The sequence below is a fragment of the Streptomyces sp. NRRL S-37 genome (assembly GCF_000721605.1).
GTDB lineage: Bacteria > Actinomycetota > Actinomycetes > Streptomycetales > Streptomycetaceae > Streptomyces.
In genome coordinates this window covers 217683-233887 of record NZ_JOIZ01000006.1, presented here as the reverse complement: position 1 = coordinate 233887, position 16205 = coordinate 217683, and the positions used below count along the sequence as shown (strand labels likewise).

Below are 16205 nucleotides of genomic sequence, written 5' to 3'. Positions count from 1 at the left end.
CAAAGGTCACACGACGGCGTGCGCGAGGGCGGAAGCTGTCAGGTGTGACCTTCGGTGTACCCGCCGCCGTCCCACCGCGCGCGCCCCATGTCGAGGCGCGGCACATGGCCCTCCGCGGCCCGGCCCGCCTCCTTCAGGGGCGTGCCCTCCGCGCGGTAGTGGCCCAGGGCCCTCAGTTCGTGGCCCGGCAGCAGCACGCCGTCCGCGCGGACGACACGCCACCACGGCACCGCTCCTCCGTACAGGGCCATCACACGCCCGACCTGCCGGGGTCCGCCCTCCCCCAGCCACTCGGCCACGTCCCCGTACGTCATGACACGCCCCGACGGGATCAGCTCGGTCACCTCGAGGACCCGCTCGGCGTACTCGGGCAGGGCGTCCGGGTGCTCCGGGCCGCCGTCGGACGGAAGGCTCTCCTGGCTCATCCGGCCCATCCTGCCCCACCCCACCGACAACGTGACGCGCTCGCGCGCGTACGCGCGGCTCGCCCCGGAGCGGCACTTCGGGCAGACTGTGCGGCCCGCGTTCCGACCCTGATGCCCCCTTGTGCCGGTACGGCATGCCACCATCGTGCGGGCGGTGACTGGTGATACAAGACCGAGAAGAGACGATGAAGCAGCAGGGCGCGCACCCCGGGGACACGGAGGGCACCCCTGACGCCTCGTCGCACCCGGACACCGCGGCCCCCGGGGCGGCGCACATCGACGAGGTGGAGGGCGACGAACCGCTGCTCCCCGCGCGGGTGCACCGCCCGTCCGACCTCATGCGGCTCCTGGCGGGCGTGCTCGCCGTCGTGGTGCTGCTGGCGGTCGCCGCGTTCGCCCACGGCACCACCTCGGGCCTGGAACAGGACATCAACAAGGGCACCGGACAGGCGCCCGACCTGCTCATCAAGATCGCGGGCCTGGCCTCCAGCATCGCGATCCTCCTGGTGCCGGTGGCCTTCGCCATCGAGCGGCTGATCAAACGGGACGGACTGCGGATCGCCGACGGCGTGCTCGCCGCCGTCCTCGCGCACGGTGTGACACTCGCCACCGACCTGTGGGTCGCGCGTGCCGCTCCGGACTCGATCCAGGAGGCGCTCACCCAGCCCTCCCCCGGCGACATCCACGCCCTGACCGACCCGGTGCACGGCTATCTCGCCCCGGTGATCGCGTACATGACGGCCGTCGGGATGTCCCGCAGACCCCGGTGGCGCGCGGTGCTGTGGGTGGTACTGCTCCTCGACGCCTTCTCGATGCTCGTCACCGGGTACACCACACCGTTCTCGATCATCCTGACGGTCCTGATCGGCTGGACCGTCGCCTACGGCACCCTCTACGCGGTCGGCTCGCCCAATGTGCGCCCCACCGGCCGCACCCTGATGGCGGGCCTGCGCACCGTCGGCTTCCGCCCCGTGACCGCGTCCCGGGTGGAGTCCGGCGACGCCTCCGAGGCCGGGGACCGGGGACGGCGGTACTTCGTCACCCTGGAGGACGGCCCGCCGCTGGACGTCACGGTGGTCGACCGTGAGCAGCAGGCGCAGGGGTTCTTCTACCGCGCGTGGCGCAATCTGGCCCTGCGCGGCTTCGCCACCCGCAGCAGCCTGCAGTCGCTGCGCCAGGCACTGGAGCAGGAGGCGCTGCTGGCCTACGCGGCCATCGCGGCCGGCGCCAACGCCCCCAAGCTGATCGCGACCTCCGAGCTCGGCCCCGACGCGGTGATGCTCGTCTACGAGCACAGCGGCGGACGCACCCTCGACTCGCTGCCGGACGAGGAGATCACCGACGACCTGCTGCGCGACACCTGGCACCAGGTACGGGCCCTGCAGTCCCGTCGTATCGCGCACCGCAGGCTGGTGGGCGACGCCATCCTGGTGGATCGTTCCGGCACGGTGATCCTCACCGATCTGCGCGGCGGCGAGATCGCGGCCGGTGATCTGCTGCTGCGCATGGACACCTCCCAGCTACTGGTGACCCTGGGTCTCAGGGTGGGCGCCGAACGCGCGGTGGCCTCCGCGCTGAGCGTCCTCGGCCCCGACACCGTGGCGGACTGTCTGCCGATGCTCCAGCCCATCGCGCTGAGCCGCTCCACACGCGGGACCCTGCGGCAGCTGGCCCGGGAGCGGGCGGAACGCGAACGTGAGGCGGTCCTGGAGGCCTACCGGCAGTCCAAGCCGGCCCGCGCGGAGCACGGCGCCCACCAGGTCGTGCTCGACAAGCCCGACAAGAAGGCCGTACGCGCGGAGCAGCGGGCCGAGAAGCGGGCCGTGGACGAGGCCATGGAGGAGGCGCGCGAGGAGGACCTGCTCACCCAGATCCGGCACGAGGTGCTGCGGATCAGGCCGCAGGCCCCGGTGGAACCGGCCCGCCTGGAGCGGGTCCGGCCGCGGACCCTGATCAGTTTCATCGCCGGTGCGATCGGCGCGTACTTCCTGCTGACGCAGCTCACCCACATCGAGTTCGGCCCGCTGGTCGAGAACGCGGAGTGGGGCTGGGTGGCCGCGGCGGTGCTGTTCTCGGCGGCCAGTTACGTCGCGGCCGCCATGGCCCTCCTCGGGTTCGTACCCGAACGGGTGCCGTTCGTACGGACCGTGGCGGCACAGGTCGCCGGGTCGTTCGTGAAGATCGTCGCCCCGGCCGCGGTGGGCGGCGTCGCCCTGAACACGCGGTTCCTCCAGCGCGCGGGGGTACGGCCGGGGCTCGCGGTGGCGAGCGTCGGCGCGTCGCAGCTCTTCGGGCTCGGCTGCCACATCCTGATGCTGCTGGCCTTCGGTTATCTCACCGGAACCGAGAAGACGCCCTCCCTCTCGCCGTCCCGCACGGTGATCGGGGGTCTGCTGACGGTGGCGGTGCTGGTGCTCGTGGTGACCTCGGTGCCGTTCCTGCGGAAATTCGTCGTCACGCGCGTGCGGTCGCTCTTCGCGGGGGTCGTGCCGCGCATGCTCGACGTGCTGCAGCGGCCGCAGAAACTGGTCACCGGCATCGGCGGCATGCTGCTGCTGACGGCCTGCTTCGTGATGTGCCTGGACGCCTCGATCCGGGCGTTCGGCGACGAGACGACCTCGGTCAGCATCGCCAGCGTCGCCGTCGTCTTCCTCGCCGGCAACGCCCTGGGGTCGGCGGCCCCGACGCCGGGCGGTGTCGGCGCCGTCGAGGCGACCCTCACGGTCGGTCTCATCGCGGTCGGGCTCCCCAAGGAGGTCGCCGCGCCGGCGGTGCTGCTCTTCCGGCTCCTGACGCTCTGGCTGCCGGTGCTGCCGGGCTGGCTGGCCTTCAACCACCTCACCCGCAAGGCGGCCTTGTGAGCGAGGGTCCCTTACCCCCGTACGGCCCGTGCCCCGCGCGTCCCGCTCCGGACGGCGGCAGGATGGGATCATGCCCCGACCCTTCCGCCCGCGTGCCGCCGTCCCGGCCGTCTGCGCCGTGCTGCTGTCCGCGCTGCTGGCCGGCTGCGGTGAGGGCGACGACCAGGCCGAGGACCTGACAGGACAGCGGCTCGACTGGAAGGACTGCCCGGCTCCGTCCCAGGAGCAGGGCGGGGGCCCCGCCCCGTCGCCCCTGCCCGGCGGCCGGGGCGAATGGAGCTGCGCCACCATGAAGGCGCCGCTGGACTGGGACGACCCCGCGGGCGACACCATCGGCATCGCGCTGATCCGGGCCAGGGCGAGCGGCCCGGCGAGCGAACGCATCGGCTCGCTGATCTTCAACTTCGGCGGCCCGGGCGGCTCGGGCGTCACCACCCTGCCCGCGTTCGGCGAGGACTACGCGACCCTGCGCACCCGCTACGACCTGGTGAGCTTCGATCCCCGCGGGGTCGGCCGCAGCGCGCCCGTGACCTGCCTGGACGACCGGCGGCTCGACGCGTACCTCCAGCAGGACGCCACCCCCGACGACGCCGCCGAGCGTACGGAGCTCCTAGACGGCACCGAGGAGTTCAACGCGGCCTGCGAGAAGAACTCCGCGCGGGTGCTGCCGCATGTGCGCACCACGGACGCCGCCCGCGACCTGGATCTGATGCGCCAGGTCCTCGGCGACGACCGGCTGCACTACTTCGGCGTCTCCTACGGCACCGAACTCGGCGGCGTCTACGCCCACCTGTTCCCGGAGAAGGTGGGCCGCGCGGTGTTCGACGCGGTCGTCGACCCCACGGAGAACGCGGAACAGGGCTCGCTGGGACAGGCCCGGGGATTCCAGCTCGCGCTCGACAACTACGCCGAGGACTGCGTCTCGAAGGCCGAGGAGTGCCCCGTCGGCGACAGCGCGCAGGACGTGAAGGACCGCATCGCCACCCTGCTGAAGGACCTCGACCGCACGCCCCTCCCCGGCGTCTTCCCGCGCGAACTGACCCAGACCGCCGCGACCAACGGGATCGTGCAGGCCCTGTACTCCGAGGACTTCTGGAAGTTCCTCACCGACGGCCTCGAGCGGGCGTACGACGGTGACGGGACGATCCTGATGGTGCTCTCCGACTCGATGAACGGGCGCGGCGAGAACGGCGAGTACAGCAACCTCGTCCCGGCCAACGTGGCCATCAACTGCGCCGACGACAGACCCCGCTACACCCCTGAGGACGTGGAGCGCCGACTGCCCGCGTTCCGGGCCGCGTCCCCGCTGTTCGGGGAGTACCTGGCGTGGGGGATGACCGGCTGCGCCGACTGGGCGGTGCCCGGAGCCGCCGAGCATCCGGATGTCCACGCCCCCGGCGCGGCTCCGATCCTGGTGATCGGCAACACCGGCGACCCGGCCACCCCGTACGAGGGGGCGCGCAGGATGGCGCGGGCGCTCGGTGCGGGCGTGGGGGTGGAGCTGACGTACAAGGGGCAGGGGCACGGGGCCTACAACAGCGGCAACGCGTGTGTGCAGGACACGGTGCACCGCTATCTCCTGGACGGCGCGGTGCCCGAGGACGGCAAGACCTGCTCTTGACGACGACGGGGGCTCCGCGCACTCGTGGTGCCCGGAGCCCCCGTCGGCTCGTGTGCGTGCCGGAGCCGGTCAGTAGACCGGCTTCTCCGGTTCGATCTGGTTGACCCAGCCGATCACGCCGCCGCCCACGTGGACGGCGTCGGCGAAGCCCGCGGACTTCAGGACGGCGAGGACTTCCGCACTGCGGACACCCGTCTTGCAGTTCAAGACGATCTTCTTGTCCTGCGGCAGACCCTCCAGGGCGTTGCCCATGAGGAACTCGTTCTTGGGGATCAGGCGGGCGCCCGGGATGGACACGATCTCGAACTCGTTCGGCTCGCGGACGTCGATGAGCTCGATGTTCTCGCCGTCGTCGATCCACTCCTTGAGCTGCTTGGGAGTGATCGTGGAGTCGGCCGCCGCCGCCTGGGCCTCCTCGGACACGACGCCGCAGAAGGCCTCGTAGTCGATGAGCTCGGTGACGGTCGGGTTCTCGCCGCAGACCGCGCAGTTCGGGTCCTTGCGGACCTTGACCTGGCGGTACTGCATCTCCAGGGCGTCGTAGATCATCAGCCGGCCGACCAGCGGCTCACCGATGCCGGCCAGCAGCTTGATCGCCTCGTTGACCTGGATGGAGCCGACGGACGCGCAGAGCACGCCCAGGACGCCGCCCTCGGCGCAGGAGGGGACCATGCCGGGGGGCGGGGGCTCCGGGTAGAGGCAGCGGTAGCAGGGGCCGTGCTCCGACCAGAACACCGACGCCTGGCCGTCGAAGCGGTAGATCGAACCCCACACGTACGGCTTGTTCAGCAGCACGCAGGCGTCGTTGACCAGGTAGCGGGTCGCGAAGTTGTCCGTGCCGTCGACGATCAGGTCGTACTGGCTGAAGATGTCCATCACGTTGTCGGCCTCGAGCCGCTCTTCGTGCAGGACGACGTTCACGTAGGGGTTGATGCCCTTGACCGAGTCACGCGCGGACTCGGCCTTGGGACGGCCGATGTCGGCCTGGCTGTGGATGATCTGGCGCTGCAGGTTCGACTCGTCGACCTCGTCGAACTCCACGATGCCGAGCGTGCCCACGCCCGCGGCGGCCAGGTACATCAGCGCCGGCGAGCCCAGGCCACCGGCGCCCACACACAGCACCTTGGCGTTCTTCAGCCGCTTCTGCCCGTCCATGCCCACGTCGGGGATGATCAGGTGGCGGGAGTACCTGCGGACCTCGTCTACGGTGAGCTCGGGGGCCGGCTCGACCAGGGGTGGCAGCGACACGGGGACTCCGTTGGTCGGTCGATCACTACGGTTGTTCTTCGCTTAACAGTGCCATGGCCTTTTTCATTCCGAGACACCCGTTCCGATACGCGAGACGATGTCGTCCCAGTAGCCGGGCAGGGGCTCCCAGGAGGCAGTGCGAGCACGGTGATCCGCGTCATGGGTGTGGTCCGTGAAGTAGATCGTCGCGGCGCCCTGCCAGCGGGCGATGCGCAGGGCCTCGTCCAGGTGCGGGCGGGGCACTCCGTGCACGACGTGGCAGAAGCGTTCGGGCGGGTGGTCGGCGGTCCACTCCGCCACCTGCGACCAGCGGTAGTCGTTCCACGGTCCGGAGAAGGTGATCAGCTGGTCGGCGTGTTCGGCGTATCCCGGGTACGGGTGGGTGCCGTGGCCGAGGACGATGTGGGCGTCGTGGAGCGCCCGGAGCGTGGTGATCGTGCGTCGGACCCCGGGGAGTGCGGCCCGGCCGGCGGGACAGCGGTCCAGCAGGAAGCCGTCGACCTGGTACCAGTCGATGAAGCGGTGGGCGTCCGAGAGCACCTCGCCGAACGGACGGAGGCCGTACGCGGTGTCGAGATGGCCGAGGACGCGGACACCGCCGTTGCGGAGGCGGCCGGCCGCTTCCAGGCACCGCGGGTCGGGCCGGGTGCCGGGGCCGTCGGCCACGTCGAGGACGACCCAGTGCAGAGGGATGCCCGGGCGGGTGAGTTCGCTCCACTCGGTCGGGGCGACGAGGGGGTGTGCGAGGCCGGGGACGCCGAAGCCGGTGCGGACGCCGGTGCTCGCCGTGCCGGCTTTGACGCTGGTCAGATGCGACACGCCGCCTCCATCCAGATGTCGGCGAGGGACTCCTCGAGGTTGATCCGGGGGCGCCAGCCGAGGCGGTCGCGGGCGGTACGGACGTCGGCCTGCTGCCAGCTGCCGCAGCCGTCGGGGTACGGGAAGGCGACGGGGGTGGTGGGGTGGTCGGGGTCGGGGCGGGGATGGCCGATCGTGGTGCGGATGGGGGTGGTGGGGTGGGGTGTGTGGGTGAGGTGGGGTACGTGCGGTGGGTGCAGGCCCGGAGGGGTGTCCAGTTCGTTGAGGGCGCCGCCGTAGCCGGCCACCCTGGCGAGGACTCCGGCGGCGTCGCGGAGGCGGACGGCACGGCCCGAACCGATGTTGATGACGCCCTGCGCGGCGGAGAGGGAGGCGGCGTGGACGGCGCGGGCCACGTCGCGGACGTCGACGAAGTCCCGCTGTACGCCGAGACCGCCGAGCTTCAGCTCGTTGTCGCCGGACTGCATGGCGCGGCGCATCGCCTCGGCGAGACGGCCGAGGGGGGAGCCGGCGGGGGTGCCGGGGCCGACGGGTGAGAAGACCCGGAGGACCACGGCGTCCAGGCCGGAGCCGAGGACCAGCTCGGTGGCGGCGAGTTTGCTGACGCCGTAGGGGCCGCCGGGGCGGGGGACGGCGTCCTCCGCCGTGGACGAGCCGGGCTGGCTGGGGCCGTACTCCGAGCCGCAGCCGATCTGTACGAGCCGTGCGCCGCAGCCGCTGCGGCGGAGGGCCTCGCAGACGGTGGCCACGGCGACGGTGTTGTGCCGGGTGAGTTCGCGGGCGCCGCCTCTCGTGGTACCGGCGCAGTTGACGATCACGCCGGGGTGGACGGCGTCGAGGAAGCGGGTGAGGGCGCCGGGGCTGCCGGTGGCGAGGTCGAAGCGGACGTCGGCGTCGTCGCCGCGGCCGAGGGCGGTGAGCTGGACGGCGGGGTCGGCGAGGAGGCGGTCGGCCACGAAGCGGCCGATGTAGCCGTTGGCTCCGATCAGGAGGACTCTCATCGGGCGACTCCTTCGGCGTCCGGGATGGTCATGTGGGTCTCCTTCAGGTGCGGGTGCGGGTGCGGGTGCGTGGGTGCCGCGGCGCGGGTGTCCGCGGCCGGTGGGCGGGGCGGGGCCGCGTCGGCGCGCGCGACGTCACTGTCGCGGCTCCGGGCCGATGTGCGCCGAGGCTCGGGCGAGTGTGCGGGAGGCGTGGATCAGCAGGGCCAGTGCCGCCGTTCCGCAGGTGAGGGTGGGGAGGGCGGCGGGGCCCCAGGCCGCGGTCAGGGTCTGGACCGGGGTGGCCAGGGCGTCGCAGCCGGGGAGCCGGGCCGCGAAGAGCGTGGCCAGGGCCGTCGCCTGGGCGGTCGCCGTGACCGTGAGGATCACCTTCGGCGCGTGGGCGAAGCCGTGGATCGTGAGGAGGCGGGCCAGGAAGAGGAGGCCGCCCAGGGCGAGCGTCGGGGGCAGGGCGAGCGGCTCGTCGAGGAGCTCGGCCGTCGCCGTGAGCAGAACGGCCACCGCGCCCAGGAACAGGGTGAACACGCCGATGAGCGCGGGGCGTACCGAGGCCGAGAAGTCCTCCAGGCCACGGCTCGACGCCAGCCTGCGGCGGGCCCGGGCGGCGAGGAGGTGGGCCGTCCAGGCGGCGGGCGCGCAGGACAGGGCGAGCGCCACGACCGGGGCGACGGTGAGCGGCCAGTCGCCCTCCGCCGTGCCGTCGGGCAGACCGTCGGGGCCGCCGGTGACCGCCGCGTCGAGCAGGCCGTCGCCCAGGAGGGCGTAGCCGAGGAGCCAGCAGGTCCAGGACGTCGTGGTGGAGCGGGGCGGGATGTCGGACCGGGTGCTCAGGGGGCCCCGGCGCAGTGCCGCGCGCAGGGCGAGGGCGACGGCCAGGATGCCGGTGGCCGCCGCGTAGAGGCGGGTCTGGCCGTGGGTGAGGCGCAGGGCGGTCACCGTCGCCACGCACAGGGCGCCGGGGAGCAGGGTGAGGACGGCCCAGCCGGCGCGTGGCCCCCCGGTCGTGGCGGCCGGGGCGGGCCGGGGCGGTGCGTCGTCGCGGGGGACCCGGGCGTAGAGCTCCTCCGCGAGGGAGAAGACGTCACGGTGGCGGAAGCGGGCGGCGGTCCGGTCGGTGATGCCGTGGGCCTCCAGGCCCGCCGCGATCTCCAGGGGGTCCACCGCCTGCTCGCACAGGTCGCGGTGGCGGTGCAGCAGCGTCTTGACCGGGTCGGCCGCGCCGGGCGGAGTGCTGCGGTTCAGTTCGCCGAGGTCGGTCATCGGGCTGTCTCCGTCGCGGGTACCGGGGTGTCCGCGGCCCAGGTGGGGACGGCGCGGGGGGCGTGGTCGGTCCAGTGGCCGGGGACGTGGGCCTCGGCGGGGGTGGCGAAGGGCAGGAGGTCGCCGGTGCCGTCGAGGAGGGGCCGGCGGACCGGTGTGCTCGCGACGATCTCCAGGTAGATGCCGTGGAAGGCGGAGATGTTCTGGTCGACGGTGAACAGTTCGAGTGCGCGGGCGCGCGCGGCGGCGCCGAGGCGTGCGCGGCGCTCGGGGTCGCGCAGCAGGGAGACGCACGCCTCGGCGAGCGCCCGCGGATTGCGCGGTGGTACGACGAGACCGGTGCCGCCGATGGCCTCCACGACCGCGCCGACGTCCGTGGAGACCGTCGCGCGCCCGCAGAGCATCGCCTCGACGAGGCCGGCCGGGAAGCCCTCGACGACGCTGGACAGGACGGTCACGGCGCCCGAGGCGTACGCGGCGGCGGGGGTGGGCAGCTCCGGGCCGCCGATCCGCTCGAAGGACACCGGGTTGGTGCCCACGGAGTGCGGGCCCTCGGCCTCGTCCGGGAAGAGCTGCGCGGCCAGTGCCTCGCAGTGGCCGAGGTAGGCGGCGCCCTCCGGGTCCGCCGGACCGCCGATGATCCGCAGCCGGGTCCTCGGTTCCTCCTTGCGGATCTCCGCGAAGGCGTGCAGCAGCGAGACCAGGTCCTTGGCGGGCTCCACCCGGCCGACCCAGACGACGGTGTGCGGGTCCGCGCTCTCCGGGGACTCCCCCGCCTCCGCGAAGGGCGCGGCGTCCATGCCGGGGTACACCGTGCGGAGCTTCGCCCGGTCGGCGCCGCAGCGCTCCTGCCAACGGCGGGCGTGCGTGTTGCCCGGTGTGATGAACGCGGCCCGGCGGTAGGTCTCGGCGGCGAGCCTGCCGTGGAAGGCGGCGAGCAGGGAGCGGACCGCGGGTGGGGCGTCGGGGCGGGTGAGGTAGTGCGTCCGCAGGCGTACGCCGTACTCGGTGACGAGAAAGGGGACGCCGAAGAAGTGGTGGGCGAGCAGGCCGGGAAGGGCCGCCGCTCCGCCGGCGGCGGCGTGGCACAGGTCCACCGCGCCCAGCCCGTCCTCCTCGTACCAGTCGAGCGAGAGGGGGCGCAGAGCGCGCTCCAGGTGTGCGGCGACGGCCAGCAGATCGGGTACGCGGGCCTCCCGCGCCGTACGCAGGGCGCCGGGCGCACGACAGGCGCGCTCCAGGGCGCGTACGGCCGTCTCGGAGCGGAGCGCGGCCACCAGGCCGCCTTCGTCGCGGGCGAGTTCGGCGAGGCCCCGGAGCGCGGTGGCGAAACGGTCCGCCTCGGGTGTCGCGGGCTCCGGGCCGGGGGCGGCGGGGTCCGTCGCGGCGCAGAGGGCGGCGGCCAGTTCGCCGTAGTGCTCCGAGAAGCGCCGGCGTGCGCGGCGGCCGTACACCACCCCGTCGTCCTCGGCCGCCCACAGCGGTGCGGTGCGGACCCGGCCGACCTGGGGCGGCAGCGGGACCCAGCCCGCGTCCTCCTGGGCCTCACTGCCGCTGAACGCGTAGACGTCGAACTCGTGCCGGTCGAGTCCGCGTACCAAGCGGTCGCACCAGAGTCCGCCCTCACCGCCCACGTACGGATAACCACCCTCCGTAAGCAGTCCGATGCGCACGTGTGCACCCCCGATCTCCCGTGTGGGGAGCCGCCGTTGGTCCGGCGGCTCGCAGCGGGACGAACGTATGCGGACAAGGAGGTGGCGTGATGGACGGTTGTCCATCACGCCACCAAAAGGGGTGAACGGGCGTAACCTTCCCGCGCGGGGCGCGTTTCGCCCCGCTAGGGGGTCAGCTCTTCGGGTACGGCCATGCGTTCGGGCGGCAGCTGATTCCGTCGTGGTCGAGGAACTTGGTCTGCTGCTGCATGACCGGGGCCAGGTCGCCGTCCTTGTCACAGGTGACGTGGTTGAAGCCCAGGCGGTGGCCGACCTCGTGGTTGATCAGCATCTGGCGGTAGGCGTGGATCTCGTCGCCGTAGGTGTCCGCGCCCTGCGCCCAGCGGTCCGCGTTGATCATCACGCGCGGGGTGGCCGCCGAGTCGCAGGAGACGTTGTCCACGGTGGTGTCCAGACCGGACTTGGCGCACCAGTCCGCGGTCGTGTCGGGACCGGCGAGGGTGATCACGAAATCGGCCTCGCCGGAGTGGACGCGCTCGAAGGTGCGTGCGCCGTTGTGCGCCCAGCTGCGGTCGTCGTTGAGCGTCTTCTGGACCGCCTCGGCGAAGAGTTCGCCGTCGAGGCCGAGTCCCTGCTCCACGTCGACGCGGTAGGTGACCTTCTCCCCCTTGCCCGGAGCCTTGTCGACGCCGGGGACCGCGTCGAACTTCCCCGTGCCTCCGCGCGCGGCGCTCAGCGGGTACTTCCTGGCCATCTTCTGCTCGTACGTCAGCGGTTCGGCGCTGGGCGCGGAGGGCGTCTCCCGGTCGTCCCCGCGCGAGGCGGAATCCCGGACGTCACGCGCCTGCTCGCCGGTGGCCTGCGACTGTACGCCGCCGGTGCTGTCGCGTTCGTCGGCGACCTGGCCGGCCACGACGACGGCCAGCACGGTCGTGACGGCGGCGGCCGCGATCCCGGTGAACGTCCGCCCCTTGCCTCCCTTGGCCGGCGCGGGCCGCCCGGTCGGCGGCGCGTCGTCGTCATCGGGAGCGGCGGGGGCGCCGGCGGACGGGGCCGCGCTCCAGTCGGTGACGGCGGCGTAGGGATCCGCGGGGCGAGGCGCGGGCGTGCGCGGGGAGAAGCGGTCGGTGGCCTCGCCGAAGGCGTCGAGGTAGTCCTGGCGCGGCCCTCCGGGAGGCGCCTGCCGCTGCCGCGGGAGGGGCGTGCCCGGCTCCGCCGGCCTGCCGTAACCGGGCCCGGGCCCGGGCCCGGGCCCGGGCGCCGTACGACCGTCCGGCGACCCCCAGCCGCCCCCGGACTCCCGCTGCTCCGGATGCCCGCCACGGGCCTGCGGGACGCCGTGGGCGGGGGTCCCGTCGGGCAGCCGGGGAAAGCCGTGCGCCGGCGTTCCGTCCGGCAGGTGCGGGACACCGCCCTGCGCGGGCGCACCGCCCGGGAGCCATCCGTCCGGCAGGCTCGGGACACCATGTGCGGGCGTACCATCCGGGAAACGCGGAACACCGTGCGCGGGCGTACCGTCCGGGAAACGCGGCGTTCCGCCGGCCGGTGTCCCGTGTCCCGGTGTCCCGTACGCCGGCGGAGTCCCGTATCCCTGGGCCGGTCCCTGCCGCGGTGCGGGTGCGGGCGTCCGGCGCGGGGCCGGGCCGTTCGCCTGCCACGGTCTGCCCGCCTGCCCGGATCCCGACGGATCGCCCGGTGCCGAACGGCCTTCCCGTACGGCGTTCCTGTCCGCGGCGTCGCCCTTCGGGGCGGGTCCACGGCGGCTGTGGCGTCCCACGTCGCGCCTCAGCCCCTCATGTTCTCGACGGTGGTCTCCCCACCGGTGTCGGCGGGTTGACCCGGAGCACCCTGCGCGCCCGGCTCACCAGTATCCCCCTGATCCGCCGAATCCGTTGTATCCGCGAGGAGTTCGCGGAAGGCGAGGGCCACCGTCTCCGGATATTCCATCATCGCGACGTGCCCCGCCTCCGGGATCGTCACCAGCCGGCAGTCCCGGAAGGCGCGCGCCGACCGCTGGGCCATGCGGAAGCCGACGAGCTGGTCCCGGCCGCCGTAGACGAGCAGGGTCGGCGCGAGCACCCGCTCGGCCTGGCGCCACAGCCCGTGCTGGCCGCCCAGCGTGTACGCGTTGACGAGCCCCCGCGCGGAGCGCGCCATCGCGTCCCAGAAGTACGGCAGCCGCAGCCGCCGCTCCATCTCCTGCACGGCGTCGCGGAACCCCTCCGGCGACACCCGCGCGGGGTCCCCGTAGCAGAGCCGCAGTACGCCCCGGACGCGCTGCTCCGCCGTCCACTCGCGGGTGAGCCGGGTGAACAGCGGTGCGATGCCGGGCACCGCCAGCAGTCCCGTGGGGACGGCGGTGCGCTGCACCCGCAGTTCCGGCAGGGCCGGTGACACGAGCGTGAGGGTGCGGACGAGGTCGGGGCGTACGGCGGCGACACGGGTCGCGACCGCGCCGCCGAGCGAGTTGCCGAAGAGGTGCACCGGGCCGCGGCCGGTCGCGTCGAGATAACGGATCACCGCGCGTGCGTGCGCGGTGAGGGAGTAGTCGCCGTCGTCCGGGGGCGGGGAGTCGCCGAAACCCGGCAGGTCGACGGCCTCGCTGTCGACGACGTCCTCCAGCAGCGGCATGAGCGCCGACCAGTTCAGCGAGGAACCGCCGAGTCCGTGGACGTGGAGAGCGGGGGGCAGCCCCTCCCGCGCGGGCGGCCGGGACCGTACCGACAGGGTGATCCCGGGCAACTCCACCGACCTGAGCCGCTCGCCCTCCGCGACCCTGACCGCCGCCACCTCGGGAAGCACGTTTGCGGGCGGCACGGAGGGCAGCTCGGTCGAAGACATGCGGCAATGTTACGAGACGATCACGCACTGGCTCATGTGTTCGCCGTCACAAGCTGTCACGGAGGACGGGTTCCGCACCGGCGCAAGGCGCGGGATCCGTCGTGCGCTCCCTGTCACACCCCGGTCGCGGATCGCATAGCGTCCGGATCGGGTGTCTCCTAGGCTCGTAGGGAGGGCACCCGCATACCGCTCCCGCAGTCCCGGGGGCGTTCGCAGCAGATGTTCGCAGGAAGGGAGCCCGGCATGGCGGTAGATCCGACCGACCCCGAGACGTTCGTGGAGGACGAGGACGCCCGTGAGGACGAGGAGTTCGACGTCGAGGCGCCCGAGGTCGACGCGGCCGAGCAGCACGCGGAGGTGAAGCCGGACCGCGACGACCCGATGACCGGCATCGATCCCGACCGCGCCAGTGAGGCGGACCTGGTGGAACAGGCCAGGATCGTCTCCCTCGACGAGGACGACTACCGGTGACGAGCACGCCGACGAGGGCCGTCGTCGAGCAGTGAGGAGGAGACTTCTTGCCCGCTCTGACAGCTTTTGAAACCGTCCGTATGGCTTTCACCGCCGTCCGGTCCGTGAAATTCTGCGCTCTCACCGCGCACACCACGGTTACCGAAAAGTACGATGGCGGCGCGGCTCACACCGCACGTGGACGACAATGGGAGGCGGCGTGACAGCCATCGAGCAGACAGACGCGGTACGCCCGAGGGGTACACGCCTGCCACGCCGTGCCCGACGGAACCAGCTGCTGGGCGCCGCCCAGGAGGTCTTCGTCGCGCAGGGCTACCACGCGGCCGCGATGGACGACATCGCCGAGCGCGCGGGCGTCAGCAAGCCGGTGCTCTACCAGCACTTCCCGGGCAAGCTCGATCTGTATCTCGCCCTGCTGGACCAGCACTGCGAGGCTTTGATCCAGTCGGTGCGCCACGCGCTGGCGTCGACGTCGGACAACAAGCAGCGCGTGCGGGCGACCATGGACGCCTACTTCACGTACGTCGAGGACGACGGCGGTGCCTTCCGCCTGGTCTTCGAGTCGGACCTGACGAACGAGCCCGCCGTGCGCGAGCGCGTCGACAAGGTGACCAACGAGTGCGCGGAGGCGATCTGCGACGTGATCGCCGAGGACACCGGGCTGTCGCGGGCGGAGTCGATGCTGCTCGCCTCGGGGCTCGGCGGTCTCGCCCAGGTGGTGGCGCGGTCCTGGCTGCACAGCGACCGCAGCGTGCCGCGTGACCAGGCGGTGCAACTGCTGGCCTCGCTGGCCTGGCGGGGCATCGCGGGATTCCCGCTGCACGGCAGCGAACAGCACCACTGAGGAAGGCGGGCGGGCGCCGGCGGCCGTTTGTTCCCGCCGGCTGTTCGCTTCTGGCGTTGCCGGGCGCAGCGTGTACGTCCCCTCACCGGGCTAATGTGTGCTGGTACGGCGCGGAAGGTCGCGCACTTCACTGACCGTCGGAGGGACATAGCCGTGGAGGTCAAGATCGGCGTGCAGCACGCGCCCCGCGAGATCGTTCTGGAGAGCGGTCAGAGCGCCGAGGAGGTCGAGCGCGTGGTGGCCGAGGCGCTGGCCGGGAAGTCGCAGCTGCTGAGCCTCGTGGACGAGCACGGCCGCAAGATCCTGGTTCCGGCCGACCGTCTCGCCTACGTCGAGATCGGCGAGCCGGCCCCGCGCAAGGTGGGCTTCGGCGCGCTGTAGGCGCGACCGGCAGTCGAGTGGTCGTGCGAAGGGCCCGGCGGTGCGAGACCGCCGGGCCCTTCGCATGTGCACGAACGGCGCACAGATCCTTCACAGGGAGGATTGGATTTCGCAGGTCAGGGGTAGACCGGGCTACGACCGATGTGAGCAGGCCGGCCATGTGGGAGGGACCCCGACATGCTCTTGGAAGCGCTCAGCTCCGCGATCCTCGGCCTGGCTCTGGCGTGGGTGGCCGCCCGCCGTCTGCCGCATCGTCTGCCCGCCCGCGCCCTGGTCCTGCCGACCGGCGTGGCCGGGGCGCTGTTCGGTGCCTTCCTCATCCACACCGCGCTGGACGCCGGGAACATGGTGACGGTTCTGCTCGGCGCGGTGATCGTGTCCGTGGCGTCCCTGTCGCTGCTGCTGCGGCCGGCGGGAAGACTGCGTCGTCGCTCGGCGACCGCGTGAGCGGTCGCCGTTGGCGGCGCCGGGGGTGAAGCGGCCGGGTGCGGCGTGCGGCGCCCCGGAGCGTCGTTCAGCCCTTACCTGGCTCGCGAGCCCTGGCACCGCGGTGCACGACACCGGAACTTGCCCGGCTTGACCGTGGTGCCGCGGGAGCGTCTTCGCGGTTCCGCGTCCCGTGTCGACCGGGTGGCTGGACGTTTTCTCGCCCCCGCCGCCCCTTCCCTTCCCGTCCCTGGGGGCTTCGCCCCCAGACCCCCTTCGCGCCCACGCGGCGGAGCCGCATGTCGACACAGCCCCGCGCCCCTCCATGCCCCGG

The 16205-nt window shown here is 72.8% G+C and carries 14 protein-coding genes; 6 read left to right on the top strand and 8 right to left on the bottom strand.

What is annotated here, in order from left to right; translation table 11 throughout:
* Positions 1 to 38 precede the first annotated feature (38 nt).
* A complete protein-coding gene (locus IH50_RS0111630) occupies positions 39 to 425 on the bottom strand; it encodes an MGMT family protein (RefSeq protein WP_030860158.1) in 387 nt (128 codons plus the stop codon).
* A gap of 185 nt (positions 426 to 610) precedes the next feature.
* Here IH50_RS0111630 and IH50_RS0111625 point away from each other — a divergent pair, with 185 nt between their 5' ends.
* Together IH50_RS0111625 and IH50_RS0111620 are read left to right on the top strand one after the other, a co-directional pair.
* Positions 611 to 3286, top strand: coding sequence for a lysylphosphatidylglycerol synthase transmembrane domain-containing protein (locus IH50_RS0111625; protein ID WP_030860156.1), 2676 nt, complete (start codon positions 611 to 613; stop codon positions 3284 to 3286).
* A 70-nt stretch (positions 3287 to 3356) separates the two neighbouring features.
* A complete protein-coding gene (locus IH50_RS0111620) occupies positions 3357 to 4907 on the top strand; it encodes an alpha/beta hydrolase (RefSeq protein WP_030860154.1) in 1551 nt (516 codons plus the stop codon).
* Positions 4908 to 4976: 69 nt separating this feature from the next.
* On the opposite strand, the gene moeZ is transcribed toward IH50_RS0111620, so the two are convergent.
* The 7 genes from moeZ to IH50_RS0111585 all read right to left on the bottom strand — a co-directional run bounded on the left by moeZ (position 4977) and on the right by IH50_RS0111585 (position 13749).
* Positions 4977 to 6155: an adenylyltransferase/sulfurtransferase MoeZ gene (moeZ, locus tag IH50_RS0111615; protein WP_030860152.1), complete on the bottom strand. Its 1179-nt coding sequence runs from the start codon at positions 6153 to 6155 to the stop codon at positions 4977 to 4979.
* A 63-nt stretch (positions 6156 to 6218) separates the two neighbouring features.
* Entirely contained in the window at positions 6219 to 6974 is a 756-nt protein-coding gene (locus tag IH50_RS0111610) for a spherulation-specific family 4 protein (RefSeq protein WP_030860150.1), read from the bottom strand.
* The gene (locus IH50_RS0111605; RefSeq protein WP_030860148.1) at positions 6962 to 7975 is read right to left on the bottom strand and encodes an NAD-dependent epimerase/dehydratase; all 1014 of its coding nucleotides are present in this window, start codon (positions 7973 to 7975) and stop codon (positions 6962 to 6964) included. Before IH50_RS0111605 ends, IH50_RS0111610 begins: the two co-directional genes overlap by 13 nt.
* 135 nt (positions 7976 to 8110) lie before the next feature.
* Positions 8111 to 9235: a hypothetical protein gene (locus IH50_RS0111600; protein ID WP_037872273.1), complete on the bottom strand. Its 1125-nt coding sequence runs from the start codon at positions 9233 to 9235 to the stop codon at positions 8111 to 8113.
* Positions 9232 to 10908 carry a DUF3492 domain-containing protein gene (locus IH50_RS0111595; protein WP_037872271.1) on the bottom strand — a complete coding sequence of 559 codons (1677 nt, stop codon included), beginning with the start codon at positions 10906 to 10908 and terminating at the stop codon, positions 9232 to 9234. Before IH50_RS0111595 ends, IH50_RS0111600 begins: the two co-directional genes overlap by 4 nt.
* 172 nt (positions 10909 to 11080) lie before the next feature.
* Positions 11081 to 12685, bottom strand: coding sequence for a DUF3152 domain-containing protein (locus IH50_RS0111590; protein ID WP_030860142.1), 1605 nt, complete (start codon positions 12683 to 12685; stop codon positions 11081 to 11083).
* 8 nt (positions 12686 to 12693) lie between these two features.
* Positions 12694 to 13749: an alpha/beta fold hydrolase gene (locus IH50_RS0111585; protein WP_030860139.1), complete on the bottom strand. Its 1056-nt coding sequence runs from the start codon at positions 13747 to 13749 to the stop codon at positions 12694 to 12696.
* Between the two features lie 243 nt (positions 13750 to 13992).
* On the opposite strand from IH50_RS0111585, the gene IH50_RS0111580 reads away from it, so the two are divergent.
* The 4 genes from IH50_RS0111580 (at position 13993) to IH50_RS0111565 (ending at position 15892) form a co-directional block, all read left to right on the top strand.
* Positions 13993 to 14220 (top strand): hypothetical protein, encoded by a 228-nt coding sequence (locus IH50_RS0111580; RefSeq protein WP_030860137.1) that lies wholly within the window; start codon positions 13993 to 13995, stop codon positions 14218 to 14220.
* A 199-nt stretch (positions 14221 to 14419) separates the two neighbouring features.
* Positions 14420 to 15064 (top strand): TetR/AcrR family transcriptional regulator, encoded by a 645-nt coding sequence (locus IH50_RS0111575; protein ID WP_030860135.1) that lies wholly within the window; start codon positions 14420 to 14422, stop codon positions 15062 to 15064.
* Positions 15065 to 15217: 153 nt separating this feature from the next.
* Positions 15218 to 15445, top strand: coding sequence for a DUF3107 domain-containing protein (locus IH50_RS0111570; protein WP_019522837.1), 228 nt, complete (start codon positions 15218 to 15220; stop codon positions 15443 to 15445).
* A 177-nt stretch (positions 15446 to 15622) separates the two neighbouring features.
* The gene (locus IH50_RS0111565; protein ID WP_030860132.1) at positions 15623 to 15892 is read left to right on the top strand and encodes a hypothetical protein; all 270 of its coding nucleotides are present in this window, start codon (positions 15623 to 15625) and stop codon (positions 15890 to 15892) included.
* The last annotated feature ends 313 nt before the right edge of the window (positions 15893 to 16205 follow it).